The sequence below is a fragment of the Bifidobacterium pullorum DSM 20433 genome (assembly GCF_000771405.1).
GTDB lineage: Bacteria > Actinomycetota > Actinomycetes > Actinomycetales > Bifidobacteriaceae > Bifidobacterium > Bifidobacterium pullorum.
This window is the reverse complement of sequence record NZ_JDUI01000012.1, coordinates 75,592-100,446: the sequence shown is the minus strand read 5'-3', so window position 1 is coordinate 100,446 and position 24,855 is coordinate 75,592. Positions and strand designations below refer to the sequence as shown.

The 24,855-nt window shown below is 64.6% G+C and carries 18 protein-coding genes; 12 read left to right on the top strand and 6 right to left on the bottom strand.

The window, feature by feature from the left end:
* Positions 1-52 precede the first annotated feature (52 nt).
* Both OU11_RS07295 and OU11_RS07290 read left to right on the top strand, forming a co-directional pair.
* Complete coding sequence (locus tag OU11_RS07295; protein ID WP_033515690.1) at positions 53-1,417, top strand: ABC transporter substrate-binding protein; 1,365 nt, start codon at positions 53-55, stop codon at positions 1,415-1,417.
* A 31-nt stretch (positions 1,418-1,448) separates the two neighbouring features.
* Complete coding sequence (locus OU11_RS07290; RefSeq protein WP_033515688.1) at positions 1,449-2,075, top strand: YesL family protein; 627 nt, start codon at positions 1,449-1,451, stop codon at positions 2,073-2,075.
* 312 nt (positions 2,076-2,387) lie between these two features.
* Here OU11_RS07290 and OU11_RS07285 read toward each other — a convergent pair whose 3' ends face one another.
* Positions 2,388-5,684, bottom strand: coding sequence for a glycoside hydrolase family 2 TIM barrel-domain containing protein (locus OU11_RS07285; protein ID WP_033515686.1), 3,297 nt, complete (start codon positions 5,682-5,684; stop codon positions 2,388-2,390).
* Positions 5,685-5,975: 291 nt separating this feature from the next.
* On the opposite strand from OU11_RS07285, the gene OU11_RS07280 reads away from it, so the two are divergent.
* On the top strand, positions 5,976-6,209 hold the full coding sequence (locus OU11_RS07280) for a hypothetical protein (RefSeq protein WP_033515684.1): 234 nt from the start codon (positions 5,976-5,978) through the stop codon (positions 6,207-6,209).
* A gap of 86 nt (positions 6,210-6,295) precedes the next feature.
* Here the strand turns inward: OU11_RS07280 and OU11_RS07275 are convergent, their stop codons facing one another.
* Together OU11_RS07275 and OU11_RS07270 are read right to left on the bottom strand one after the other, a co-directional pair.
* Positions 6,296-7,780 carry an amino acid permease gene (locus OU11_RS07275; protein ID WP_033515682.1) on the bottom strand — a complete coding sequence of 495 codons (1,485 nt, stop codon included), beginning with the start codon at positions 7,778-7,780 and terminating at the stop codon, positions 6,296-6,298.
* 105 nt (positions 7,781-7,885) lie between these two features.
* Positions 7,886-8,446 (bottom strand): TetR/AcrR family transcriptional regulator, encoded by a 561-nt coding sequence (locus OU11_RS07270; protein ID WP_033515680.1) that lies wholly within the window; start codon positions 8,444-8,446, stop codon positions 7,886-7,888.
* A gap of 117 nt (positions 8,447-8,563) precedes the next feature.
* Between OU11_RS07270 and OU11_RS07265 the strand changes: the two genes are divergently transcribed.
* Complete coding sequence (locus OU11_RS07265) at positions 8,564-9,265, top strand: ABC transporter ATP-binding protein (protein ID WP_033515678.1); 702 nt, start codon at positions 8,564-8,566, stop codon at positions 9,263-9,265.
* A 153-nt stretch (positions 9,266-9,418) separates the two neighbouring features.
* Positions 9,419-12,931 carry an ABC transporter permease gene (locus tag OU11_RS07260; protein WP_478209781.1) on the top strand — a complete coding sequence of 1,171 codons (3,513 nt, stop codon included), beginning with the start codon at positions 9,419-9,421 and terminating at the stop codon, positions 12,929-12,931.
* Here the strand turns inward: OU11_RS07260 and OU11_RS07255 are convergent.
* A complete protein-coding gene (locus OU11_RS07255; RefSeq protein ID WP_033515743.1) occupies positions 12,915-14,114 on the bottom strand; it encodes a cation:proton antiporter in 1,200 nt (399 codons plus the stop codon). The two genes, OU11_RS07260 and OU11_RS07255, sit on opposite strands and share 17 nt — an antisense overlap.
* 101 nt (positions 14,115-14,215) lie before the next feature.
* Here OU11_RS07255 and OU11_RS07250 point away from each other — a divergent pair, with 101 nt between their 5' ends.
* Positions 14,216-15,718: an amino acid permease gene (locus tag OU11_RS07250; protein WP_033515676.1), complete on the top strand. Its 1,503-nt coding sequence runs from the start codon at positions 14,216-14,218 to the stop codon at positions 15,716-15,718.
* Positions 15,719-15,792: 74 nt separating this feature from the next.
* Here the strand turns inward: OU11_RS07250 and OU11_RS07245 are convergent, their stop codons facing one another.
* Both OU11_RS07245 and OU11_RS07240 read right to left on the bottom strand, forming a co-directional pair.
* Positions 15,793-16,281: a MarR family winged helix-turn-helix transcriptional regulator gene (locus OU11_RS07245; protein WP_033507304.1), complete on the bottom strand. Its 489-nt coding sequence runs from the start codon at positions 16,279-16,281 to the stop codon at positions 15,793-15,795.
* A gap of 130 nt (positions 16,282-16,411) precedes the next feature.
* Positions 16,412-17,380, bottom strand: a complete 969-nt coding sequence (locus tag OU11_RS07240) for an FAD:protein FMN transferase (RefSeq protein WP_223224117.1) — start codon at positions 17,378-17,380, stop codon at positions 16,412-16,414.
* A gap of 177 nt (positions 17,381-17,557) precedes the next feature.
* On the opposite strand from OU11_RS07240, the gene OU11_RS07235 reads away from it, so the two are divergent.
* The 6 genes from OU11_RS07235 to OU11_RS07210 all read left to right on the top strand — a co-directional run bounded on the left by OU11_RS07235 (position 17,558) and on the right by OU11_RS07210 (position 24,846).
* Entirely contained in the window at positions 17,558-19,282 is a 1,725-nt protein-coding gene (locus OU11_RS07235; RefSeq protein ID WP_033515675.1) for an FTR1 family protein, read from the top strand.
* 46 nt (positions 19,283-19,328) lie between these two features.
* Positions 19,329-19,967 (top strand): iron transporter, encoded by a 639-nt coding sequence (locus tag OU11_RS07230; protein WP_033515674.1) that lies wholly within the window; start codon positions 19,329-19,331, stop codon positions 19,965-19,967.
* Positions 19,968-20,037: 70 nt separating this feature from the next.
* Entirely contained in the window at positions 20,038-21,396 is a 1,359-nt protein-coding gene (locus tag OU11_RS07225) for a DUF2318 domain-containing protein (protein WP_033515672.1), read from the top strand.
* Positions 21,397-21,411: 15 nt separating this feature from the next.
* Positions 21,412-22,713, top strand: a complete 1,302-nt coding sequence (locus OU11_RS07220) for an ABC transporter permease (RefSeq protein WP_033515670.1) — start codon at positions 21,412-21,414, stop codon at positions 22,711-22,713.
* 19 nt (positions 22,714-22,732) lie between these two features.
* Entirely contained in the window at positions 22,733-23,956 is a 1,224-nt protein-coding gene (locus OU11_RS07215) for an ABC transporter permease (protein ID WP_033515740.1), read from the top strand.
* Positions 23,957-24,054: 98 nt separating this feature from the next.
* Positions 24,055-24,846: an ABC transporter ATP-binding protein gene (locus tag OU11_RS07210; protein WP_033515668.1), complete on the top strand. Its 792-nt coding sequence runs from the start codon at positions 24,055-24,057 to the stop codon at positions 24,844-24,846.
* Positions 24,847-24,855: the final 9 nt, after the last annotated feature.

The following is a 24,855-nucleotide window of genomic DNA, read 5'->3' as shown; positions in this document are numbered from 1 at the left end:
AACACAATCGTCATCTGATAACCGAAAACCAACAAACAATCAAGGAGAAACAATGGTAACCATGAAGAGAGGCGCCGCCGCAGTCGCCGCCATCGCACTCGGTCTGACCGGTCTCGCCGCATGCGGTACGGATTCGGCCGACGACCAGGGGCATGTGTATTTCCTCAACAGCAAATCCGAAATCGTCGACCAGCTGGATCAGCTGGCCTCGATGTACACCGAGGAGACCGGGGTCGAGGTCGAGGTCCAGACGGCGACCTCCGGCACCTTCGACTCCACGCTGACCTCGGAACTGGCCAAATCCAACGCTCCCACGATGTTCAACATCGCTGGTTACGACCAGTTCGCCAAGTACATGGATTATCTGGAGCCCCTGACCGACACCGACGTGTATGATCTGCTCACCGAAGACGGCAAGGCGTATTCGTACGCGGTGGACGGCGAGTCGTATACGCTGCCGTATGCCGCCGAATGGTATGGCATCATCTACAACAAGGCGATCCTCGAGGATTACTGCTCCAAGAGCTATGCCGTGATCGACAGCGTCGATGACATCACCGACTATGACACGTTCAAGTCCGTCGTCGAAAGCATCCAGGAGAACAAGGACGACCTCGGCCTGACCGGAGCCATCACGTCGCCCGGCCTCGATGCCTCCGACGCATACCGTTTCGTCGCGCACATGTCCCGTATCCCGCTGTTCTTCGAATACCGTGATAACGACACCACCTTCATGCCGGAGATCAAGGGCACATACCTCGACAACTATAAGGATCTGTTCGATCTTGAACTGGAGAGCAGCCCCACCGAGCCCGGTCTACTGAGCTCCAAGACCTATGACGACTGCACCGCCGAATTTGCCCTCGGCCAGGTGGCTTTCTACCCGAACGGCGTGTGGGCCTACTCGGGCATCAAGGACAACGAGGTCGCCGATGAGGACCTCGGCATGCTGCCGTACTACATGGGCATCGAAGGCGAGGAGGAGTACGGCCCCGCCGGCGTGTACGACGCCTCGTGGGCGGTGAACAAGAACTCCGACGAGAAGGACAAGCAGGCCACCCTCGACTTCATCGAATGGATGGTCACCGACGACGAGGCCAAGCAGATCCTCGCCAAGGATTGCGATCTCGCCGTGCCGTTCACCACGTTCGGCGACGACGATCAGCCCGACAATCCGCTGACGGCTGCCGCCAAGGCCCAGTTCGATGCGGGCAAGATCGAACTGCGCAGCTTCACGGTCCCGAACCAGCAGTGGCAGGATAACATCACCAACGCGCTGGTCGAATACGCGCAGGGCACCGGCGAATGGTCCGCCGTCAAGGACGCGTACGTCAACGGCTGGGCCACCGAATGGGCCAACAACGAGGAGTCGCTCGGCATGCTCCCGCAGGCCGACAAGTTCTCCGCCGAAGGCTGAGATCCAGCCTTCCTGACATAAGGAGCGCACCATGACCACGCTGTTCTCCCAGGATTCCGCCCTGATGCGGGGCATGTCCTACCTCACCGACGCGGTGTGGCTGACCATCCTGACCGTGGTGGCTTGCCTGCCGGTGGTCACGATCGGCGCGGCATGGTGCGCCTCCTATGAAACGGCCCGCACGCTCGGCTCGGGCGAAGGGCACATGACCCGCCGGTTCGCCGACGCGTTCCGCTCCAACCTCGTCAAGGCCACGGGCCTCTGGCTGGTCATGGGCGTGACCGGCGCCGCGATCGCCGCCTCCTGGGTGTTCATCCAGATCACCCCGCTGCTGGTCGTCAAATTCGCCGCCACCATCCTCTGGCTCATCATGGCCGTGTGGGTGTGGCCGCTGCAGGCGCGGTTCGAGAACCCGGTGGGCCGCACCCTGCGCAACGCCCTGCTCATCGGTATCTCCCAGATTGTGCGCACGATTGCGGTCGTGCTGGTCTGGGCGACGTTCGGAGTGCTGTTGGCGGCCTCGCTGATGCTGTTCCAGCAGGGACTGTTCCTGCTGGTTCTGCTGGGGCCGGGGCTGGTCTCATTGGCGCACGAGGCGATCCTCCGTCCGGTGATCGCCGCCTACTCGGCCGGTCCTTCCGCTGCAGCGCGCTCGTAACCTCATGCCATAAAGACTCGCGACCGCTGTTCTCAGGGTCCCTTTGACACATGGCTTCCATGCCCGTGCGCCAAAGGGACTTCATCATCCGTCTTAGAGGCCCTTTGAACGCAGGGCGCCACAAAACACGCACGATCGCCAACACGCCCGGCCTGCACGGACTCTGACACATCGTGACTCTGATACAATCTCGAAATCGTTGGAATTTCAACGTTTTACACTTGTGTCACGGTCACAAAAGTGTCAGAGTCCGTAAAGGCCGGGCGTGTCGAGGCGAACAGACGGAACGTGCCGTCGGCGTGCTCCGCCCGATCAGCCGATCTCCGGGCGCAGCAGCACGTTGAACGTGAAGCGCTCCTCATCCAGCCGGTACTTGGTCTGCAGCTCGGGGCCGCAGCTGTTCGATCCGATGCCGCTCTGCATGGCGTCCACGCACACCACGGTCGAACTGCACGGCTCCAGCTCGTGGTTATGCGCCTTGGCGGTCATCTCCTCGGCCGTGTACGGCAAGGCCTGGAAGTCGAAGGGCTGCGTCCCGTACACGCCGAGTGCGATCCCGTCGCCGGCCACGCGCGCCCAGTCGCAATCGTGGTGGTTGCCGTTCTCCTGCGGCTTGATATACGGCTCGAACAGCGTCTGCGGGGTGCCGGAGAACACGCCATGCCAGCTGGCGCGGCGCTTGTCCACGTAGCTCTCCAACGGGCCCAGACCGCAGTAGCTCACCCGGTCCATCGTCCGCGGCAGCAGCATCCGCAGGCCGAACCGCGGCAGGAACGGCATGCGCGTATCGCGCTCCACGGTCATGCGCAGATCCACCGAACCGTCCGAGGCGATCGCCCACACGGCCTTGACCGTGGCGATCCGCTGCACCACCGGCGCCACCACGCCCATCGTCACGGAGACGCGCGCCACACCGCCCTCAGCACTCGCCGACACATCGTACGCGCGCACGGTTGCGCGATCGTAGCGCGCCGCGAACCATTGGGCCTTGACGTACTGGTCGTTGTCGGTCGGTGCGCGCCAGATGTCGATCTGCATCGGACGGTCGAGCAGGTTGTGGTCGCCGACCGTCATCGTGTCGAACAGGCCGGTACACCGGTCGAACACGTAACGGAACCGCGCGTTCCCGATCACCAGCATCGCGCCCCGCTCCGCAACCGTCGGCTGCGGGTCGTTGGCCTTGCCCGCCGCGTTCGCCGCCCGGACCACCGTCTGGTTGCGCGGGTCGGACGTCTCAACCGGCACCTCGTCGAATCCGAGGTCGAACCCGGCCGGCAGCAGCTCGTCCGCCGCCTTCAGCGAATAGCGCACCACCAGCGTGGCCTTGCCCTCGTCCGGAATCGCGTCGGCCAGACGCGGCACCACCACGTCGGCCTCGCCATGCGGCGGGATCGACGGCACGTGCGGCGTGGACATCCAGATCGGCTCGCCGTCGCACATCAGTTCCACATGCATCGTCATGTATCGGGCCAGATCCGTGAAATCCATATAATTGCGCAGCGTCAGCGTGCCGGTCTTCTGGTCGAAGGCGGTCACGCGCGCCGGACGGTACACGTTCTTGAACTCCTTCAGCCCCGTGTGCGGCGTGCGGTCCGGGTACACCAAACCGTCCATGCAGAAGTTGCCGTCATGCGGGTACTCGCCCGAGTCGCCGCCGTACGCGTACACGCGGCGGCCGTCGGGCGCGGTGCCGCGGTCGATCGCATGGTCGCACCACTCCCAGATGAACCCGCCGGCCAGCCCGTCATACCGCTGGATCAGCTCGAAATAATCCTCCAAATCGCCCGGGCCGTTGCCCATCGCATGGCAGAACTCGCACAGCACATACGGTTTGGTGCCGTTGGCGCCGTCGTCACCGTTCGCGCCGTCGCCCTGCGGACCCTCGTCGGAGAAATACTGTTCAATCGACTCCAACGTGGGGTACATGCGGCTGTGCACGTCCAGGTTCGAGAAATCGTAGGTCTTGCCGTCGGCCACGTAGCGCGCCGACTCGTAGTGGGTCGGCCGCGAGGGGTCGAAGCGCTTCGTCCACGCCAGCGCCGCCTCGAACGTGCAGCCGTACGCGCACTCGTTGCCCATCGACCACATGATGATCGACGGCCGGTTCTTGTCCCGCTCCACGCAGCGGCGCACACGGTCCACGGTGGCGTCCGTGAACTCCGGATTGTCGGAGATCATCCGGTTCCAGCGTTCGAGCGCGGCCCGCTCCGACATGTCCGGCGCGACCACGCACGTCGCGCCATGGCTCTCGTCATCCGCCTCACCGACCACGTAGAAGCCCAGCCGGTCGTACAGATCGTAGAAATGCGGCGCGTTCGGATAATGGCTGGTACGGATCGCGTTGACGTTATGCTCCTTCATCAGCCGCAGATCGCGCATGATCTGCTCCTGCGAGATCACCGGCCCGGTCACCGGATCCGAGTCATGCCGGTTCACGCCATGCAGCGTGACCCGCTGCCGGTTCACCCGCAGCACGCCGCCCTCGGTCGAGATCTCGCGGATGCCGATATGGTCCACAATCGCCTCGCCGGCCGTCTCAATCACGACCGTGTACAGGTACGGGGTCTCCGCGCTCCACAGGTGCGGGTCGTCGACGATGAACGTGGCGGTCGCACGCGCAACGAAATCGGAACCCGCATAGTCGGTGCCGTCGCCGCTCACGGTCGGCTGCACGGGAATCGGGGTTTCCGCCGCATCCGTCGGCTCGGCCTGGACCTTGGCCAGCGTCTCGTTGTACTCGTTGAGCAGCGTCACCGTCACCGGCGTGGTCGCGCCGTCCAGGAAGTCGAACGCGATGCGCACCGTCGCATGGCCGGCCTCCGGCACCCCGGCATCCTGCGTCGTCTCGCGCCAATCGATCTCGGTGCTTACCGCATAGTCGCGGATCGCGGCGGCGGGGCGGTCCAGCAAGTAGACATCGCGGAAGATGCCGCTCATGCGGAACTTGTCCTGATCCTCCAGGTAGCTACCGTCGCACCACTTGAGCACCAGCACGGCCAGGGTATTCGCACCGTCGGCCAGAATGCCGGTCACATCGAATTCGCTGGTCGCATGCGAAACCTGCGAATAGCCGACGAACGTGCCGTTCAGCCACACGTAGAAACAGGAATCCACACCCTCGAATGTCAGGAACGTGTGCGGCGCCGCGTCGTTGATGCGATGTTCGAACGCATACAGATACACGCCGCACGGGTTGTCCTGTGGCACGTACGGCGGGTCAAGGGGGAACGGGTAATTGATATTCGTGTACTGGTGGCGGTCGACGCCGTGGTTCTGCCAGACGGACGGCACCGGAATCGTCGTATAACCGGCGGCGCGCAGTTCGTCGGGACGCGGCTCGTCGGAGATGCCGAGCGAATCGATGAATCCACGGTCGTAGAACGCCGGCAGGCCGGCCTGATGCCGACGCGAGACCTCCGCGTCCAGATCGTAGATGCTGGCGTAATAGCGGAACATCCAATCCCCGTTCAGCAGCGTGAACCGGTCGGAATCCGCGCGGCGCTCGCCGACGGTGTCGGTGCGCGTGGAGGCGGGGATGAAATAGGCCCGGTTCGGCATGGTGCCGACATGCAGGGTGTGGGGGTCCTCGTAGTGGCGGGGGATGAACATGCGTGTCTCCTTTGAACGGCCGTGTTCGGCACAACCGCGGTTGGTGCGACTGTGGCCGGCGCGACTGCAGTTGGCACAACCGCGTGATTGTGGTGTGGCGGATGTTTTCGTTACCATCCATTATCCGCATGCCATGGCGTTCGGCGCGCGCGATGTGAGGTTGCCGGGGTTACGGATTTGTGATTGTTGGGTATAAGGCGGTGGGCTCGTGGATGGCACCGGTTGACGCGGGGTTGTCAACGGTTTACAACGTTGAGATAATGGCGGGGAGTGCGACGAAACGGAGGCGATATGGGTGTCGGCGAGATCGTGTTGGAGGCTGTGATCATCGTGCTATGCGCCGGGGCAGGGGCGATGACGTTGCTCAAGCCCGACTGGATCTGGAGGTTGGGCGTCCGGCTGTCGCTGTGCAAGGGCGAGCAGCCGGACCGGACCTATAAGTCGGTGATCTGGATTGTGGGCGTGGTGCTGGTGGCCATCGCCGCGGTGCATCTGGTGACCACCATGATGCGGCTGGCGATGTAGCCGGCTGCATCGCCGGTGTTTGTGGTACAGAACCGTTCAGGCGTGTGGTTGATGGTTCCGTACCACATTGGCGTGGTGAGGAGCCCCTAGCGGCGCCGCTGCGTGAGCTGGTAGGCCACCAGCAGCACGGCCAGCCAGATCACGCCCGCCACCACGGCGATCCGGTAGCTGGCGGAGAAGCACATCAGCACCACGATCATGGCCAGGAACGCCAGCACCACCCACGGGGTCACGCGGGCCGCCGGCAGCTTGAACGCGATCGCGTCCAGCGCCTCCCGGCCGCTCTTGCCGGCCAGCGCCGAATCGTGCGGCGAACCGCCGGCGGCCACCACGCGGCGGAACTTCATCTCGGTGACCATGATCATCGACCAGTTGATGATTGCCGAGATGGTGGCGATGCTCATCAGATAGTTGAAGGCGAACTCCGGCCACACGAACACCACCACCACGGCGATTACGGTGATCGCCGCCGAGGTCAGCACAGCCGCCACCGGTACGCCGTGGAAGTTGAGCCGGCCTAGGTAGGCGGGCGCGTTGCCCTGGCGTGCCAGCGAATACAGCATGCGCGAGTTGGCGTACAGGCCCGAGTTGTACACGCTCATCACGGCGGTCAGGCACACGAAGTTGAGGATCCCGGCGGCCACATGCACGCCGATCGAATCGAAGATCTGCACGAACGGGCTGGACGCACCGTCGATCATGTTCCACGGCACCACGGCCATGATCACGCCGAGCGCCACGATGTAGAAGACCAGGATGCGCCAGATCACGCCGTTGGTGGCCTTCGGGATGGTGGTGCGCGGGTCCTCGGTCTCGCCGGCGGTCACGCCGATCAGCTCGGTGCCGCCGAAACTGAACATGACCACCACCAGCGCCATGAGCAGACCGGTCCAGGTGCCGTCGGCGTTGCGCTGCATGACGCCGTTGGGCAGGAAGCCGCCGTCCAAGGCGAACCAGTTCGCGAAGCTGGCGCGGATGCCGGAATCGGTGGGCAGGTTGAACGCGATGACGGCCAGTCCGCCGACGATCATGGCGAGCACGGCCACGATCTTGATGATGGCAAACCAGAACTCGATCTCGCCGAATTTGCTGACGCCGAGCAGGTTCGCGGCGGTGATGACCACCAGGAAGAACGCGGCCGACGCCCACTGCGGAATGTTCGGGAACCAGTAGTTGACGAACGAGCCGACCACGGACAGCTCCACCATCGAGACGAGGATGTAGTTGAACCAGTAGTTCCAGCCGGAGACGAACCCCGCGCGCTTGGACCAGTAGCGGGTGGCGTAGTAGCTGAACGCGCCCGCCTTCGGGTCCTCCACCGACATCTCGCTCAGCGCGCGCACGATCATGAAGATGGCGATGCCGCCGATCAGGTAGGCGAGCAGGATGGCCGGGCCGGCCAGCGAGATCGACTCGCTGGAGCCGTAGAACAGGCCCGTGCCGATGGCGCCGCCGAGCGCGATGAGCTGGATGTGTCGGTTCTTCAGCGACTTGCGCAGCGACGGCGGTTCCTGGATAGTGACGTCGCTGGCGGAGCCGGCTGGAGCGCTGGCGTGGTTGGTGTTGGTCATGGGTGGCTCCCCTCTCTGCCGGCCGAATGCCGGTTGAACGGCATTGTAAGCAGCGGGAGGCGACGCGAACCCCCGTGCGTCCGCTGGATGGGCGGATGGCGAGCGTCAGCGGGCGGGCAGGGCCATCGTGGTGATGATTCGGGCCACGGTTTCGGGGGAGACGGTCGGTTCGGCGGCCAGCCAATGCTGGAGCAGGCCGATGCTGCCGGAGACGGCGAAGTGCATGCGCATCTCGGCCTCCTGCGGGTCGGTGCCCTGCAGCTGTGTGGCCAGGTCGATGCGCCCGTAGATCAGGCCGAGCAGCTGCTGTTGGAATCTCAGGTCGGCCTGCGGGCTCATCAGCACACGCAGATGGCTGCGATTGTCGGCGATGTACCGGCAGACGTGTTCGATGACGCGGCCGACGCTGTCGGGATCCGGCCGTTCGAGCAGTTGCTGGAGCGTGCCGTTGACCCAGTCGATCGTGTCCTCCTCGATGTCGCGCAACAGACTGTCGAGATCCGGATAGTGGGCGTAGAACGTGGATCGGTTCACGTCGGCCCGCTCGCACAGCTCGCGCACGGTGATTCGTGCGAGCGGCTTGTCCGCCAGCAGTTCGATGAGTGCATCGCGCAACGCCCGCCGCGTGTACTGCGTGCGGCGGCTCTCGACCAGCTCCCTTGCCATGGCGTCTCCCTCGCCGCTAATCCGACAACTCGCAACCCGACTGTCGGTTGCCAAACCGACACTGTGTTGGTTTACTGGATAGTATAGCAGTTCCAAGCATGGTCCGGGAGGTGCGCGATGGCATACATCGAATTTGACAAGGTGGTCAAGGAATACCCCTCCGGTGGCAGCGTGATTCGCGCGCTCGACGAGGCCAGCTTCACGGCCGACGAAGGCCGTCTGACCGTGATTCTCGGCCAGTCCGGCGCCGGTAAGACCACCGCTCTGAACATCCTGGGCGGCATGGACACCGCCACCTCCGGCCGTGTGGTGGTGGGCGGCCGGGACATCACCGGCCTTAGGCCCAAGGAGCTGGTCGGCTACCGCCGCAACGACATCGGCTTCGTCTTCCAGTTCTATAACCTCGTGCCGAACTTGACCGCGCTTGAGAACGTGGAGCTCGCCTCCCAGATCTGCGCCGACCATTTTGACCCGGCCGAAACCCTCGGCAAGGTGGGGCTTGCCGACCGGCTCGACAACTTCCCCGCGCAGCTGTCCGGCGGCGAGCAGCAGCGCGTCTCGATCGCCCGCGCCATCGCCAAGAAACCCAAACTGCTGCTGTGCGACGAACCGACCGGCGCCCTGGATTACGAGACCGGCAAGGAGGTGCTGCAGCTGCTGCAGGACATCTGCCGCGACGAGGGCATGACCGTGATGATCATCACCCACAACTCCGCGCTCGCGCCGATGGCCCACAAGGTGATCCGGTTCCGTTCCGGCAAGGTGACCGGTGAGGAGGTCAACCCCGATCCGACGCCGATCGCCGACATCGAATGGTAGGTGGTGGTCGCGATGGGTGTGAAACGTCTTGTGAAACACTCTCGCCATAGTGTGAAACATGCCGTGAAACGGAATGTGGTCGCGGCCGACCTCACCGATTTCACTGCATCGCCCCAAGGGCGGGGTCGCCGCCCACACGGCGGCGCCATCGCCCTGGCCTACGGCAAGGACACGCTGCGCTCCTGGCTGCACAGCTGGAAACGGTTCCTCTCCATTGCCGTGATCTGCCTGCTCGGCGTATCCGTGCTCACCGGCATCTACGCCGGTTGCCGCGACATGTTCATGGCCGCCGACCGGTTCTACGACGACCAAGGACTGCACGACATTCAGGTCCTGTCCACCTACGGCCTGACCGACGACGACGTGATGGCGCTGCGCCGCATCGACGGCGTCGACGTGGTCCAGCCCGAACGCACCCAAAGCGCCACCACCGACGTCGGCGGCACCGACAAAAGCGTGACGATGACCGAAATCGGCGTCGCGGGACTCGACCAGCCCTACCTGCAGGAAGGCAGGATGCCCACCAAGGCCGGCGAGGTCGCCGTCACCGAGAAATTCCTCATCGACTCCGGCCACGACATCGGCGACACCATCACCATCACCCCCGCCGAAACCACAACCACCTTCGGCGTCGATCTGTCCGAATCGGAGGATTCGGACGAAAGCGCCGCCCAGACTGACGCCGAAACGAACGAATCGGAGGATTCGGACGACGCGGATGCCGACACGGATGCCGAAACCTCACCCGAATTCCCGACCGAACTGACCATCACCGCCCGGGTCCTCGACCCCAAGGACCTGACCAACCCCACCGGATACGCCACCTCCGCACTCCGCAGCCCCACCACCGCCGACTACGTGTTCTTCGCCCCCAGCGACGGCGTCACCGGCAACGTCTACACCGCCATCAGCCTGAGCGTCGAGGGCGCCGCCGAACAGGACACCTTCGGCGACGACTACGACCGCATCGTCGGCGAAGTCGTCGACCGCATCGAATGCACCGTACAGGACGACCGCCAGCAGGCACGCCGCCAAAGCATCGTCGACGAAGCCCAACGCCAACTCAACGACGCCAAAACCGACGCCTACGCCCAGCTCGACGACGCCCAACAGCAAATCAACGACCAGCGCGCCACCCTCGACGAGAACCGCCAGACCCTGGCCGACACCCGCAGCCAACTCGAAGCCGCGCAAACCGAAATCACCGACGGGGAGACGCAGATCGCCTCGGCGCGCTCGCAGATCGCCGCAGGCAGACTGCAGATCACCCAAGGCCGCCAGCAACTTAACGAGGCCCGCACCCAGCTGAACGCCGGCAAACAGCAGCTCGCCGACGGTCGCGCGCAGCTCGATGCCGCACAGCAGGAGCTCGACTCCGGGCGCGCGCAGGCCGAAAGCGGCATGGCCCAGGTCGAACAGATGCTGACGCTGGCCCAGCAGGCGCAGACGCTGGTGAACGGCATCCCCGACCCCGGGCAGATCGACGAGGAGACCTGGAACCAAATCGTGGAAGCGTTGGCCGCCGCCGGCATTCCCGTGGATTCGACCGTGCAGCCGGGAGACGGTCTGGCATCGATCAAGACGCAGTTGGCCGACGCCATCACGCAGCTCGAGGATCAGCGGCAGCAGGCCCAGGACGCCCTGGACCAGATCGACGCCGGCCAGGCCGAACTCGACGCGCAGAACGCCACACTCACCCAGAAGGAGCAGGAGGCGGCCGCCGGCGAAGCCGAACTCAACGCGCAGGCCTCCACGCTGGAGGCCAACGCCACCGCACTCGAACAACAGGCCTCCCAGTTGGAGACCCAGGCGGCCACGCTCGCCACGAACAAGCAGCAGGTGGAAGATGGCTTAAAACAGGTGGAGGACGGCGAGGCGCAGCTGGCCGACGGCGAACAGCAGCTTGAAGCCGCGCAGGCCGAACTCGACGACCAGCGCGCCAAAGCCGACGAGGAATTCGCCAAACAGCAGCAGACCATCGACGACATCGCCGACGCCCGCTGGTACGTGCAGGACCGCTCGTCGATCGGCGGCTACTCGTCGCTCGACTCCGACGTCTCCTCGATCGAGACGCTCGGTTTCGCCTTCCCCGTGGTGTTCCTGCTCGTGGCCGTGCTGATGAGCCTGACCTCCATGACCCGCATGGTGGAGGAGGAGCGCGGCCTGATCGGCACCTATACCGGACTCGGCTACGGCAGCCTGACCATCGCCTCGCGGTACCTGCTGTTCGCCGCGCTCGCCTGCCTGATCGGCGGCGGCATCGGCCTGCTGGTCGGATTCCTAGGCATCCCCGCCTTCCTGCTGGCGGTGCTGGAGAACATGTACGTCATCCCCGGAATCGTCCTCGAATACGACTGGCTGTACGGCAGCCTGGGCATCGCGCTGTTCGTCGTCGCCGTATTGGTGGCCACGGGCGCGGCCTGCCTGGGCGAACTGCGGCAGACGCCGGCCCAGCTCATGCGCCCGAAGGCGCCGAAGGCCGGTTCGCGCGTGCTGCTCGAACGCATCAGGCCGGTGTGGAGGCGGCTGAGCTTCCTCAACAAGGTGACCGTGCGCAACATCTTCCGGTTCAAGAGCCGCCTGATCATGACCGTCGGCGGCGTGGCCGGATGCACCGCGCTCATCGTCTGCGGATTCGCGATCAACGATTCGGTCGATACGCTCGGACCCAAGCAGTATGAGGACCTGTACCGGTACGACCTGCTTGTGGTGGCCAACGACGACAACGCCGACGCGATGGCCGACCTGGTGACCGGCGATGCCGACGTGACCGACACGATGCGCGTGCGGTTGGAAAGCGGCGAGATCGCCACCGACGAGGGCAGCGCCACGATCCAGCTGATGGTGATTCCGGACGGCGGGGGCGACGACCTCGCCGGCATGGTCGATCTGCAGGATGTGGAGCACGGCCGGCGCGAGCTCACACTCGAGGACGATGCGGTCATCGTCTCGAAATCGGCGGCGAACGCGCTCGGCGTGAAGTCCGGCGACACCGTATCGCTGACCGACGGGAACATGCGGCACGGCGAGGTGACGGTGACGGCCGTGAACCGCAGTGTGATCGGCTCCGACGTGTACATCGGCGAAAGCGCGTACCGTCAGGCGTTCGACGACGACGCCCCGATGACCTGGAACGCGGTGTACGCGCACTACGAGGGCAGCGGCGACGAGCAGGTGGAATATGCGGAGGAACTGCAGGACGACCCGGTGGTGCTGACCGCGATTAGCTGCGAGGACATGCGCCGCAGCTTCCGGTTCGAACTGATGGCCGCCGTGGTGGCGCTGATCATCGGCCTGGCGGGTGGCCTGGCGCTGGTGGTGCTGTTCACGCTCGCCAACACGAACGTGTCCGAACGCGTGCGCGAGATGGCCACGCTCAAGGTGCTGGGCTTCACCGACCGTGAGGTGCACACCTACGTGAACAAGGAGATGATGATCCTCACCGGCGTGGGCATCGTGGCCGGCCTGCCGCTTGGACGGTTCATCGGCGGCCTGCTGACCGCGGCCCTGAACATGCCGAGTATCTACTTCGAGGTCGAGGTGCACTGGTGGAGCTACCTGATCGCCGCGGCGATCACGCTGGTGTTCGCGCTGCTGGTGCAGCTGGTCACCAACCCGATTCTCGACCGCATCGACCCGGTCAGCTCGCTCAAATCCGTGGAGTAGCGGCCTGCCGTTTGCGGATGCGGCCGGTGACGCCGGCGATCAGCGGCATCAGGAACACGGAGACCGCGCCCGCCGCCACCAGCGTGGAGGCGGTGTCCTCCTGCATCGTGCCGGCGCCGACCGCCACCGACGTGACCGCCACGATGACCGGCAGCGCCGTGGTGCAGTAGGCGGCGACCGTGAGCCGGTCCATCAGGTCGAGCGGGCTCTTCTTCGCGTCGAGCGTGGTGGCCACGAAGACGGGCACCGCGCGCACCAGAATCAGCATGATGATGAACACGACGAGCAGCAGCGGGTTGCCCGCCACGGCGTGGACGTCGATCGAGGCACCCGAGACCACGAAGAACACGGGGATCAGGAACCCGTAGGCCACGCCCTCGAGCTTGGTCTCCAACGTTTCCACTCCCTTGGGCATCACGATGCGCAGAATGAACCCGGCTGCGAACGCGCCGAGCACCGCGTCCAGGTCGAACAGGCGGGAAATGGTGATCAGCGCGATGAGCAGCAGCACGGTCAGCCGCATCAGCGTCTGCGACGAGGTGTTGGCGTTCGCCGTGAAGAAACGGTACAGCCAGCCTCCCGCCCGCCGCGCGATATGCGGGGCCAGCGCCGCCGCAATGCAGATCGTGGTGAACAACCCCAACACCAGCATCGTCTGCCAGCCGGAACGGGTCGACAGCAGTACCGCCATCGCCAGCACCGGCCCCAGCTCACCCCACGTGCCGTAGGAGATGATCGCATCGCCCACCGGCGTATCCTCCAACGCACGCTCCTTGAGAATCGGCATCAGCGTGCCCAACGCCGTCGTCGTCAGCGTGATCACCGCCGCCGCGCCGTTCATATCGTGATGCGCGAAGAACGGCACGAGGAATACCAGCAGCCAGGCGATTGCCAGCGTGACCGCCCAGGTCAGCAGGCCGACGCGTCCCTGATGGCCGCCGAGCTGCTTCGGCTCGATCTCATATCCGGCGAGCAGGAACAGGAACGCCAACCCCAGTTCGGAGAGCAGATCGGTGGCGTCGGTCAGCCATATCCTGTTCAGTACGTGCGGGCCGAGGATCGCGCCGAACGCGAGCAGCAGCACGGTCTGTGGGATCGGCTTGCCGGGGATACGCTCGGCGATGACGGGGCAGATCACGGCCACCGCCATGATGATGGTCAATGAGATCAGGTCATGGGTCATGGCTCTTAGTATCGCGCAGGGGGGTGTACTCGGGACCGCTCCGCGACGGTATGCGGACGGGGAGGCTGCGCTGTTACACGGGCGGGGTAAACTGCCACGGTATGGCAGAGAAGAGCGAACAGCAGACCCATGGATTGACATCGGTGGAGTCGTTGGACTCCGACAACGAGATGGAACGCGGACTGTCCAACCGTCACGTCCAGTTCATCGCGATCGGCGGCACGATCGGCACCGGCCTGTTCCTGGGATCCGGCAAGTCGATCAGCCTGACCGGCCCGAGCATCGTGTTCGTGTACATCCTGGTCGGCGTGGTCATGTTCCTGCTGATGCGCGCCATCGGCGAGATGATGTACCGCGACCCGAGCCAGCATACATTCATCAATTTCGTGGAACGCTACCTGGGGCATGGCTGGGGCAAGTTTGCCGGGTGGTCGTACTGGGTGGCGCTCGTGCTGCTCGGCATGACCGAGATCACGGCCGTCTCCACGTATTTCGTGACCTTCTTCGAGACCTTCGGCATCGATGTGAGCGCGTGGAAATGGCTGATCGAGGCCTGTTTCCTGGTGGCGCTCGTGGGCATCAACCTGATTGCCGTCAAGGTGTTCGGTGAGGTGGAGTTCTGGTTCTCGATGATCAAGATCACGTTGATCGTGGCGATGATCGCCACTGCCGTGGTCATGATCGTCATCGGCTACCACTATCCGTCCGTGCAGATCCATGGTGCCGACGCGCCCACGCCGGCCGGTCACGCCGGGTTCGACAATATCCTGGATGGGTTCTCGATCGCCCCGAACGGCTGGCTCGCGTTCCTGATGAGCTTCCAGATGGTGTTCTTCGCCTACGAGATGATCGAGTTCGTGGGAGTGACCGTCTCCGAGACCAAGAACCCGCGTCAGGTGCTGCCCAAGGCCATCAACCAGATCATCGTGCGTATCCTGATCTTCTACGTGGGCGCGCTGGTGGCGATCATGGCCATCGTGCCGTGGCGCAACTTCACCGCCAACGAGGACGGCTCGTTCGCCTCCCCGTTCATCATGGTGTTCCAGTACGCGGGTCTCAACTGGGCGTCCGCGCTCGTGTTCTTCGTGGTCATCACGGCCGCCAGCTCGGCGCTGAACTCGCTGCTGTACTCGGCCGGCCGCCACCTGTACCAGATCGCCTCCGAGTCGCATTCGCCCACGCTGCAGAAGGTCGGCGTCGTCTCCTCGCACAAGGTGCCGGCGCGCGCGATCCTGGTCTCCGCGGCGCTGATCATGCTCTCGCCGGTCATCAACGCGTTCCCGCAGGTCTCCAGCGCGTTCGTGCTGTTCTCGTCCGCGTCCAGCGCCGTGTTCCTGTTCATCTACATCCTGACGATGGTGGCGCACCGCAAGTACCGCCAGTCCCCGGACTTCGCCGCCGACGGGTTCGTCATGCCCGCATGGCGGGTCACGAACACCATCGCCATCGTGTTCTTCGTGTTCGTGTACGCCACCCTGTTCCTGGCCGACGACACGCGCGGCTCAGGCATTGCGGGCTTGATCTGGCTGGTGCTGTTCGGCGGCTACTGCTTGCTGCACGAGCACTTCCAGAACCGCGACCTCAAGGGTGCCCTGGGTCGCTGACAGCCTGGATGATGCGGGAATGCATCTTGCGCCGGGCCTATGCGCGACGGCGCAGCCGGTGCACCTGCGGGGGGCTACTCGCCTTGGGCCGATGCCCCGAAGGCCTCGTCGATCTGCTCCTGGGTGGGACGGGCACCGTCCGGGCCGCATAGCGATAGGTAGGTGGCGAATTCGTTCATTCGGTCCACGAGTTGACGGGTGTGCTCCTCGCCCATCTGGGAGAATACCCAGCAGACGGTGGAGCAGAGCACCTCGAAGTTGCGTTGGTCCGCGGCCCGACCCGCCTCGGTCATGTTGACCAGCGTGACGCGGCGATCGTTCGGATCGGTTGTGCGGGTGATGAACCCCTTCTTCTCCAGGGACGCGAGCACCGCGGAGATGCGGCCTGATGTGGTGTCGGCGGCGGCGGCCAACTGTGAGGGCGTGCGTGTGCCGTGCACGGCCAATTCGTGGAGGACCAGCGGCTCGCCCTTGGTGCTGTGCGTGAGCCGTTCCTGCATGGCGGCTCCACGGCCGCGCATGTGCTCGATCAGCTCGTCGAGCGCTTCCTGTTCGAATCCCATGATGTGACGCCTCCCTGCCGGATATCTACCCATGGTACCGTGTCTTGCGGCACCGCTCCGGGCGTTTATGCGCGTCTGCGCAGGCGATGGGCCTGCTTGGGCTGAGGGCAGGTTGGGGTGTGTTGGGGCGTCATCCGGTGAACAGCGTGCCGGGGAAATGCCGGCTGCGGGTGGCGACGCGATCGGTGCGGATCGTGACGCAAGCGAAATCGAAGTGTTGGGCGAGCCGTTCCGGGTCGGTGAGGAACAACGCCGTGGCCAGACCATCCGCCAGTGCCGTAGGGAAATATCCGCCGTCAGGGCGAGTCGAACTGCGGCCCGGTTCGCTGGAGTGCGCGTCCACGACCGCCCAGGTGGCGGCCATATCGGCGACCGGCAGGCCATCCACCGCGTTGAGCAGGTGATGCACCTGTTCGCCGCCTGCCGTCCGCCAATGGCGACGGCTCGGCGCCGAAGCGGCGATGGCGGCGTGATCGATATGCGCGATGCCGACGGCCCGGCTGGTATCGTGCGGGTCCTCCAGCGCCACGGTGATCGGGGGCGATGTGTGCGCCAGGATGTCGCCGCCGGCATCGATGACGAAATCCGGTGCGTATCCCGGTCGTACGGTCGTCTGCTGTGTCAGCATGGCTGCGATGAGGTCGACGAGATACCCCTTGCCGCAGGCACCGAAATCGAGATGGACGGGTCTTGCGGTGACCAGTGTGGTGCCGTGGCGTTCGACGTCATGGCGCCAGGTCGGATGGGCGACCCAAATCCGTTGGGAATCCGACGTTCCGGTTTCGAAGGCGAGATCGGGGCCGTAGCCCAAGCGTGCCAAGGCGGCGCCGACGCAGGGGTCGATCGCGTCATCCGTTGCCTCGCACAGCCGGTCGTAGAGGTCGAACAGCGGTTCGCACCAGTCCGGAAAGTCGAAACTGCCGCCATGCGCGGCGCCGGCCATCGCGGCGAGTATCGAGTCGGATCGGAACCGTGACAGCGTGCGTTCGTACTCGTCGACGAACGCACGTATCGATGTGTCGTCCATGGGAGCCGTCGATTGGACGACAAGGCCGGTGCCCAGCGTGTCGGGCAGAATCAACGAGTGGGGAAACGCCATGTCGGCCATCATAGAATCGCCCGGACGGACGCGCCAGATGTCCATAATATGAGACAAATAACAGCGTATTATGGGCTCGCATTACCTCGCAGCGAACCAAAAGTCAAGTCTTTTCATTTCGGACAACACCCCATAGGTTGAATCACATCGATCCGCAACAACCTGAAGGGGCCCGACATGACCAGAACCGTGACCCGAATCGGTGCCGCACTGCTCGGCCTGATACTGACGGCCGCCGCCGCGCTGTCGCTCATGATTCCCGCAGTCGCGGACGAGCCGGCCGACGCCGAATCATGGACGCAGATCGCCCAGACGATCGTCGCGGACCTCGACGAAGGCGTCGCCGAATACGTTGACGGCGACCACGCGGGTGCGGCCTCCGCGTTCAACGTCGCATACAACACCGACTACGTGGCCTCCAACTTCGCCAAGGTCGTCAACGACACCATCGGCGCGGACCGATACCAGAACCAGCGCCGGCAATTCCAGGATCTGCAGCGCCTCGTCTACCAGCAGAATCGCCGGACCGACATCGAGACCCTGCGCGACGCGCTCGCTGACGATGTCAGGGAATGCGGCGCCACGTTGGATGGGAACGGTGAACTGAGCGATCCGCGCGACTACGCGCGGATGCGCGAGGAACAGACCGCCAAGGAACGCGAGGCGTTGGATGCCGCCAAGGTGCACAAGAACGAGGGCATCGGCACCCGCTCCTGGTCGGATGTGGCCACGGAAATGGTGGCCGTGCTCGACGATTCGCTGGCCGCCAGCGAATCCGGAGACGGGGAGCGAGGCGCGGAACTCGTCAATGAGGCCTACTACCAGTACTACGAAAAGCTGGGGTTCGAGAAGAACGTGATGAACGCCATCGGCGGCAGCCGCGTCTCCAAGGTGGAAAGCACGTTCAAGGAAAGCCGTAAGGCCATGGTCGCCGGAGATGCCGCGGATGCGAAAGCCCATGTCGACGAGTTGAAGACGATGCTCGTCGAGGACGCCGCAGCGCTGGACGGCGGTGCCGGCAGCGAGGTCGGCGGGTTCACGCGCCTGATCACCAGCTCGTTCGGTCAGGCGTTCCTGATCCTGATCCGCGAGGGACTGGAGGCCCTGCTCGTCGTCGCGGCGATCATCGCCTATCTGGTCAAATCCGGTAACCGCCGTCTGGTGCGGTGGATCTACCTGGGCGTCGTGGCCGGCCTGGCCGCATCGGGGGCCATCGCCGCGGTGTTCATGGCGTTGTTCGGTGGCAGCGGACCGCAGCAGGAGATCATGGAAGGCGTGTGCGCGCTCGTGGCGATGGGCATGCTGCTGTACACCAGCAACTGGATGCTCAACAAATCCAGCGTCGACGCGTGGAACCGGTACATCCGGGCCAAAACCGAAGCCGCCGTCGCACGCATCGGCGGCACGGCGGGCACCGACCCCACACCGGAACGTCTGGGAGCGGCCGGCATCATCTCGCTCGCCCTGCTGAGCTTCCTGGCGGTCTTCCGCGAAGGTGCCGAAACGGTGATCTTCTACCAGTCGATCTACTCGATGACACAGGACGCCAGCGGCATGTGGATCGGCGGCATCACCGCGGCGGTTGTGCTGATCGGCGTCTTCCTGCTCATCCGGTTCACATCGGTGCGCATCCCGATCAGACCGTTCTTCATCGTCACTTCGGTGCTGCTGGCCGTGCTCGTTGTGATCTTCGCGGGCGGCGGCGTGCACTCGCTGATCGAAGGTGATGCGCTGGGCGGCATCTACCTGGAAGGCTTCCCGACGAACGACTGGCTCGGCCTGTACCCCTATGTCGAAACGCTGGCCGCGCAAGGCATTGCGTTGGTTGCCGTGCTCGCGCTGTTCGCCATCGGTGCGGCCAGGCAGGCGAAGACCCGCCGCCGCGCCGAACGGACGGCGTAGGTAACCATACCCCTATCCAAACAACCAACCAGAAAGAGAGAACACCATGACCACCAAGAAAACGCTGGCAACCCTGCTGGGCCTGTTGCTCGCCGGATCGCTGAGCATGGCGACCGCGGCGTGCGGCGACACCGGTGCCGCAAACACCGACTCGGGTACCGACGCCGCGTCGCAGACCGAGGGCGCCGCCGACGCCGCGGATACCGGTGCCGGCTTCGAGGAGATTCCGATCGGCACCGATGTGGAGCTGGAGGGCGAGATTAACGCCGCCGCGGTCTATTTCCAGCCGATTGATATGGAACCCGCCGGCATGGGCTTGAGCGCCGCGGAGTCGAACCTGCATCTGGAAGCCGACATCACCGCGCTGGAAGGCAACGACCTGGGATACGGTGCCGGCGATTTCGTGCCCGGCCTGACCGTGGACTACGTCATCACCGACAAGAACGACCCGTCCAATACGCAGGAGGGCACGTTCATGGAGATGGTCGCCTCCGACGGTCCGCATTACGGCGGCAACATCGCCTTGGACAAGGATGGTGAATACACGCTGACGTTCAAGATCCACTCCCCGGCCGAGAACGGCTGGATGCTGCACACCGACCCGGAGACCGGCGTGACCGGCCACTGGTGGAACGAGCCGCTGGAAGCCACCTTCGACTGGGACTACACCGTCCACCAGTGGTGACCGGTCCGCCCGCTGAGGGCGGGATGCGGCCACTGGCCGCACTTGAGAGAAGACGAATGAAAGGAAGATCATGCTCGGGCAATTCAACCAGGCGCTTTCCGGCACCATCGGCCCATGCCTGCTGGTGATGAGCCTGAGCGTGCTACTCACCGTAGGGGAAGGCCGTAACCGGCCGGCCAGTCGCCGGTGGCGCGCGATCGGCGTCGCCATCGGCCTGGCCGCGGCCGTGGTCTTCGCCATACTGCGCGGCACCGCCATCCTCAATCGACGGTCCACCGTGAACCTGCCGACGCTGATCCTCGGTGTGATCCTCGATATCGCACTGATCGCGGTAATCGTTCGCTCCCAGGGCATCGTCGAACGGTGGCGTCGGACATCCGCAAGCCGCGTTTCCGCAGACGGGAAGGAGGATGCGTCGGTTCGTCGCGCCCGCCTGTGGATGGCCGTGGCGAATGGCGTCGCCGCGGCGGATATCGCGGTCACAATATTCTTCGCGATGCCGGACGTGATCCTGCAGCTGACGAATTTCGTCGACACCGGCGACTCGCCGTTCACCTCCGATATGTTGTTGCGCGCGTTGGGCTTCCTGCTGGGCATCGGCATGGCATTGATCGTGGCGGCGGTGTTCCACACCCTGCGCACCCCCGACATCCGCCGCGCCTTCACCGCCGCCGCGCTGATCGTCGCCATCCTGCAGTTGGCCATGCACGCCACGGAACTGTTCTCGCTGCTGATGAACATGATGATCCTGGTGTTGCACGGGCCGGCCTTCCGTGTGCTCATCCTGCTGCACAACCACGAACTGTGGATGACCTATGCACAGGCGCTGGCCTTCCTCATCCCCGCCGTCGCCTCAATCATCATCGGCCTGCGCACCACGCCGAACGGATGCCGCCTGCCGGAAGACGCCGCAACCCCGCCGTTGAACGAGGCGGGGGTTCGCGCACGCATCGCCTTCCGCCGTCGAGCCGTGGCCGCCGGCGCGTGGAGCATGGCGGCCGCCATCGCGCTGACAGCGCTGCTCGCATGGGGAACCTACGAACTGAACAAACAGCCGGTCATCTCCGAACCGGAGGAATACTCGCTTGTGGACGGCGTGGCCACCATCCCCTTCTCCCAAGTGGAGGACGGGCATCTGCATCGCTTCGCATACACGGCGGCCGACGGCACCGAGATGCGGTTCATCATCATCCTCAAGAACGGCGGCGCGTACGGCGTCGGCCTGGACGCCTGCGAAACCTGCGGCGACGCCGGCTACTACGAACAGGACGGCAAAATCATCTGCAAACGCTGCGACGTGGCGATCAACCTGGCCACCATCGGGTTCAAAGGCGGCTGCAACCCCATACCGTTCCCCTACCAGGTCGACGACGGTGCCATCACCATCCACACCACCGACCTTGATGCGCTGTCCGCGCACTTCCAATAACGAAAGGAGGTTCCGGTGTTCATCCTGCGCATGATCTTCCGCTCGTTCAGCCGACAGTTCCGGCGACGGCTGCTCGTCGCCATCACCATCTGCCTATCCTCGGCGGTGGCGACGGCCATGCTCGGCGTCGTCTTCGACGTAGGGGACAAACTCAACGAAGAACTCTCGGCCTACGGCTCCAACATCGTCATCGAACCCAAATCGGACGCGGTGGTCGCCGACCTGTACGAGACGGTGGACGGCAGCGACACCGAACCGACCTCCTTCCTCAAGGAAAGCGATATTCAGAAGATCAAAACGATCTTCTGGGCATACAACATCACCAACTTCGCTCCGAAACTCAACCTGCACGCGGACATCACCGCCGGCACCGGCGGCGATGCCGCAACCGTGCCCGTCGTCGGCACCTGGTTCAACACCACACTGCATCTGGCCACCGGGGAAACTTCGGTCGTCGGCGTACAAGGCATGCGCTCGTGGTGGACCGTCAACGGGCGCTGGGCGCAGGACGATGCCGGCGAGGCGATGATTGGCGCGGATCTCGCCGACCAACTGCACATCGACGCCCCGGGCGTGACCATCACCCTATCCCGGGGGAATGCGGCGGCCACCGTCACCGTCGTCGGCATCTACGATTCGGGCGACGAGGAAAACGGCGCCGTCTATGTTCCCTCGGCGACGTTGCAGGAACTGAGCGGTCTGACCGACTGTGTCGACGAGGTGGAGGTCAAAGCGCTGACCACACCGGAAAACGACCTGGCGCGCAAAGTATCCCGCAATCCCGCGGCCGTCACCCAGGAGGAATGGGAAACCTGGTATTGCACCGCCTACGCCTCGTCGATCGCCTACCAGATCGAGGAGGTGCTCCCCGACGCCGTGGCCAAACAGATCCGCCAGATCTCCGAACTGCAAGGCGATGTACTCAACAAGACTCGCGCGGTCATGATCGTCATGACCGGCCTGAGCCTGCTCGCCGCAGCCATTGCCGTGGCGAACCTGATGGCCGCCTCGATCACGGAACGGTCCTCCGAACTCGCGCTGCTCAAGGCGATCGGAGCGACCGACGGCGCGGTGTCGCGGCTCATGCTGTTGGAAACCGCGGTGATCGCACTGATCGGCGCGCTCGCGGGTGCCGGATTGGGTGTCGGCGCGGCGCAGCTGATCGGACAGGTCGTGTTCGCCTCGTCGATCACGCTACGGCCGATGGTGTTCATCCTGGTGGCCGTGCTGATCGCCGCGACCGTGCTGGCCGCCTCCTGCTCATCCATCCGTTCGATCCTGGGAGTACGTCCCGCGGAGGTGCTTCATGGCCGCTGACAGCAATGCCGGACGTCGTATGACGAACCGGCGCATGTTCCTCACCATGGTGTTCGGGGCGGTATTCCGCCGCCGTTCGCGTGCCATCATGGCCGTGGTCGCCTCGATGGTCGGCACCGTCACACTGTTCGGGCTGGCCGCGATCTGCCTGACCGTGCCGCAACAGATGGGCGACGAGATGCGGGCGTACGGCGCGAATCTCATCGTCACCGGCCCGCAAGGAGGCATGGACGACGACGTCGTCCGTACTGTCGAAACGCAGGTGCGGGCCGCGGCGGAGGCGGACGCGGCGACCTACCGGTATGAAACCGTACGCGTCAACGCGGCATCGTATGTGTTGGCCGGCATCGACGTCTACGCGACGCGCGCGCTCAACCGGCATTGGGTCGTCGACGGCGACTGGCCGAGCGATGGGCAGGTATTGGTCGGTTCGGATGCGGCCGAAGCGATGAGCCTGCAGATCGGCGACACCGTGACCATCGGATACCGCGCGGACAATGCGGGCGCTCCCGGCGACGCCGGCGGCGGAACCTCGTCAGAGGATTCCTCGGGCAGCGTCGCGGGGCAGATGCGGGACGGCCGTGTGTCCACCGACATCCTGGAAACCGACGGCGTCGGGTATCGCGTGGCCGGAATCCTGGAAACCGGCGGCAACGAGGACGGCATCATCTACGCGACCGTGGACGACGTTGTCGCGTTGGCGGGCGACCGTGGGCCGGACGTCATCGAATTCGCCTCACAGGCTGATGACGGGCATCTCGAAGCCCTCGCCGATGCGATCAACGACGGCGAACTGGGCGTGAGCGCACAGCGCGTATCCCGGATGACCTCGTCGAACCGCCGCATCATCGCCATGCTGCAGACGCTGTTCTGGTTCGTTTCGGCGGTGGTGCTCGCGCTGACGCTCGTGGGCGTATCGACCACCATGTCATCGATCGTCTCCCAGAGGCGCAACGAGATCGGCCTGCGCAGGGCGCTCGGAGCCACGACGCGTTCCGTGGTGGCCGAGTTTGCCGCCGAATCGGCGTTGTATGGCATGGCCGGCGGCCTGTGTGGTGTCGGTTTGGGGTATGCGCTGGCGCGTGCGCTGTGCCGGATGGTGTTCGACCGAACATTGGATTTCAGCGTGGCGTTGGGTGCCGCATCGGTGGCGCTGAGCATGGCGGTGGCGGTGGCGGCGTCGACTCCGCCGATTCGGAACGCCACGCGCATCGACCCGGCCGTGGTGCTGCGGGAGGAATGACAGGCCATGACAGGTTTTCCGGCCGGACCGCGGGGCGACGAGTCATTCGATCGGACTGCGATCTCGTTCATTCATTCACGATAGGGAAAGGACAAGGCATGTTACTGGAACTCGACCATATCTCCAAGATTTACGGCGAGCTCAACGCCGTTGACGATCTGAACCTGACCGTGCCGGAAGGACAGTGGCTGGCGATCGTCGGCTCGTCCGGTTCCGGCAAAACCACGCTGATGAACATCATCGGGTGTTTGGATTCGCCCAGCCGTGGTTCGGTGACGTTGGAAGGGCGGCGACTGGAGGACTTGAACGCCGCGCAGCTGGCCGACGTGCGCAAGAACGTGATCGGTCTGGTGTTCCAGAAGTTCCATCTGGTGCCGCATCTGACGGCGGTGGAGAACGTGATGGTCGCTCAGTATTATCATTCGGTGGTTGATGAGGCGCAGGCGATGGCCGCGCTGGAACGGGTCGGGTTGAAGGAACGTGCCCACCATCTGCCCGCCCAGCTGTCCGGTGGCGAGCAGCAGCGTGTGTGCATCGCGCGGGCGTTGATCAACTGCCCGAAACTGGTGTTGGCCGACGAACCGACCGGCAATCTCGACGAACGCAACGAGCGCATTGTGCTCGACCTGTTCCGGCAGCTGCATGAGCAGGGCACCACCATCATCGTGGTGACGCATGACGCGCTGGTCGCCTCCTGCGCGCAACGAGAGATCATGCTCAACCACGGCGTGCTGGTGGGGGAGCGGTGGAACGACGAAACGGCCCGGCTCGCGTATGAGGCGGCGGGCGGGCGACCGGCATCCACCGGGGCGCAGGTGGAGGGCGCACAGACCGGGGAGACGGCAATGGCGTTCGCCGACCCGACCAAGGCCGCGAAAACCGGGGCGTGAGTACAGGTG

Bases quoted from the DNA above. Each gene is read 5' to 3' on its own strand.
- OU11_RS07295 (WP_033515690.1), top strand. From the start codon at position 53: ATGGTAACCATGAAGAGAGGCGCCGCCGCAGTCGCCGCCATCGCACTC.
- OU11_RS07290 (WP_033515688.1), top strand. From the start codon at position 1,449: ATGACCACGCTGTTCTCCCAGGATTCCGCCCTGATGCGGGGCATGTCC.
- OU11_RS07285 (WP_033515686.1), bottom strand. From the start codon at position 5,684: ATGTTCATCCCCCGCCACTACGAGGACCCCCACACCCTGCATGTCGGC.
- OU11_RS07280 (WP_033515684.1), top strand. From the start codon at position 5,976: ATGGGTGTCGGCGAGATCGTGTTGGAGGCTGTGATCATCGTGCTATGC.
- OU11_RS07275 (WP_033515682.1), bottom strand. From the start codon at position 7,780: ATGACCAACACCAACCACGCCAGCGCTCCAGCCGGCTCCGCCAGCGAC.
- OU11_RS07270 (WP_033515680.1), bottom strand. From the start codon at position 8,446: ATGGCAAGGGAGCTGGTCGAGAGCCGCCGCACGCAGTACACGCGGCGG.
- OU11_RS07265 (WP_033515678.1), top strand. From the start codon at position 8,564: ATGGCATACATCGAATTTGACAAGGTGGTCAAGGAATACCCCTCCGGT.
- OU11_RS07255 (WP_033515743.1), bottom strand. From the start codon at position 14,114: ATGACCCATGACCTGATCTCATTGACCATCATCATGGCGGTGGCCGTG.
- OU11_RS07250 (WP_033515676.1), top strand. From the start codon at position 14,216: ATGGCAGAGAAGAGCGAACAGCAGACCCATGGATTGACATCGGTGGAG.
- OU11_RS07245 (WP_033507304.1), bottom strand. From the start codon at position 16,281: ATGGGATTCGAACAGGAAGCGCTCGACGAGCTGATCGAGCACATGCGC.
- OU11_RS07240 (WP_223224117.1), bottom strand. From the start codon at position 17,380: ATGGCGTTTCCCCACTCGTTGATTCTGCCCGACACGCTGGGCACCGGC.
- OU11_RS07235 (WP_033515675.1), top strand. From the start codon at position 17,558: ATGACCAGAACCGTGACCCGAATCGGTGCCGCACTGCTCGGCCTGATA.
- OU11_RS07230 (WP_033515674.1), top strand. From the start codon at position 19,329: ATGACCACCAAGAAAACGCTGGCAACCCTGCTGGGCCTGTTGCTCGCC.
- OU11_RS07225 (WP_033515672.1), top strand. From the start codon at position 20,038: ATGCTCGGGCAATTCAACCAGGCGCTTTCCGGCACCATCGGCCCATGC.
- OU11_RS07215 (WP_033515740.1), top strand. From the start codon at position 22,733: ATGACGAACCGGCGCATGTTCCTCACCATGGTGTTCGGGGCGGTATTC.
- OU11_RS07210 (WP_033515668.1), top strand. From the start codon at position 24,055: ATGTTACTGGAACTCGACCATATCTCCAAGATTTACGGCGAGCTCAAC.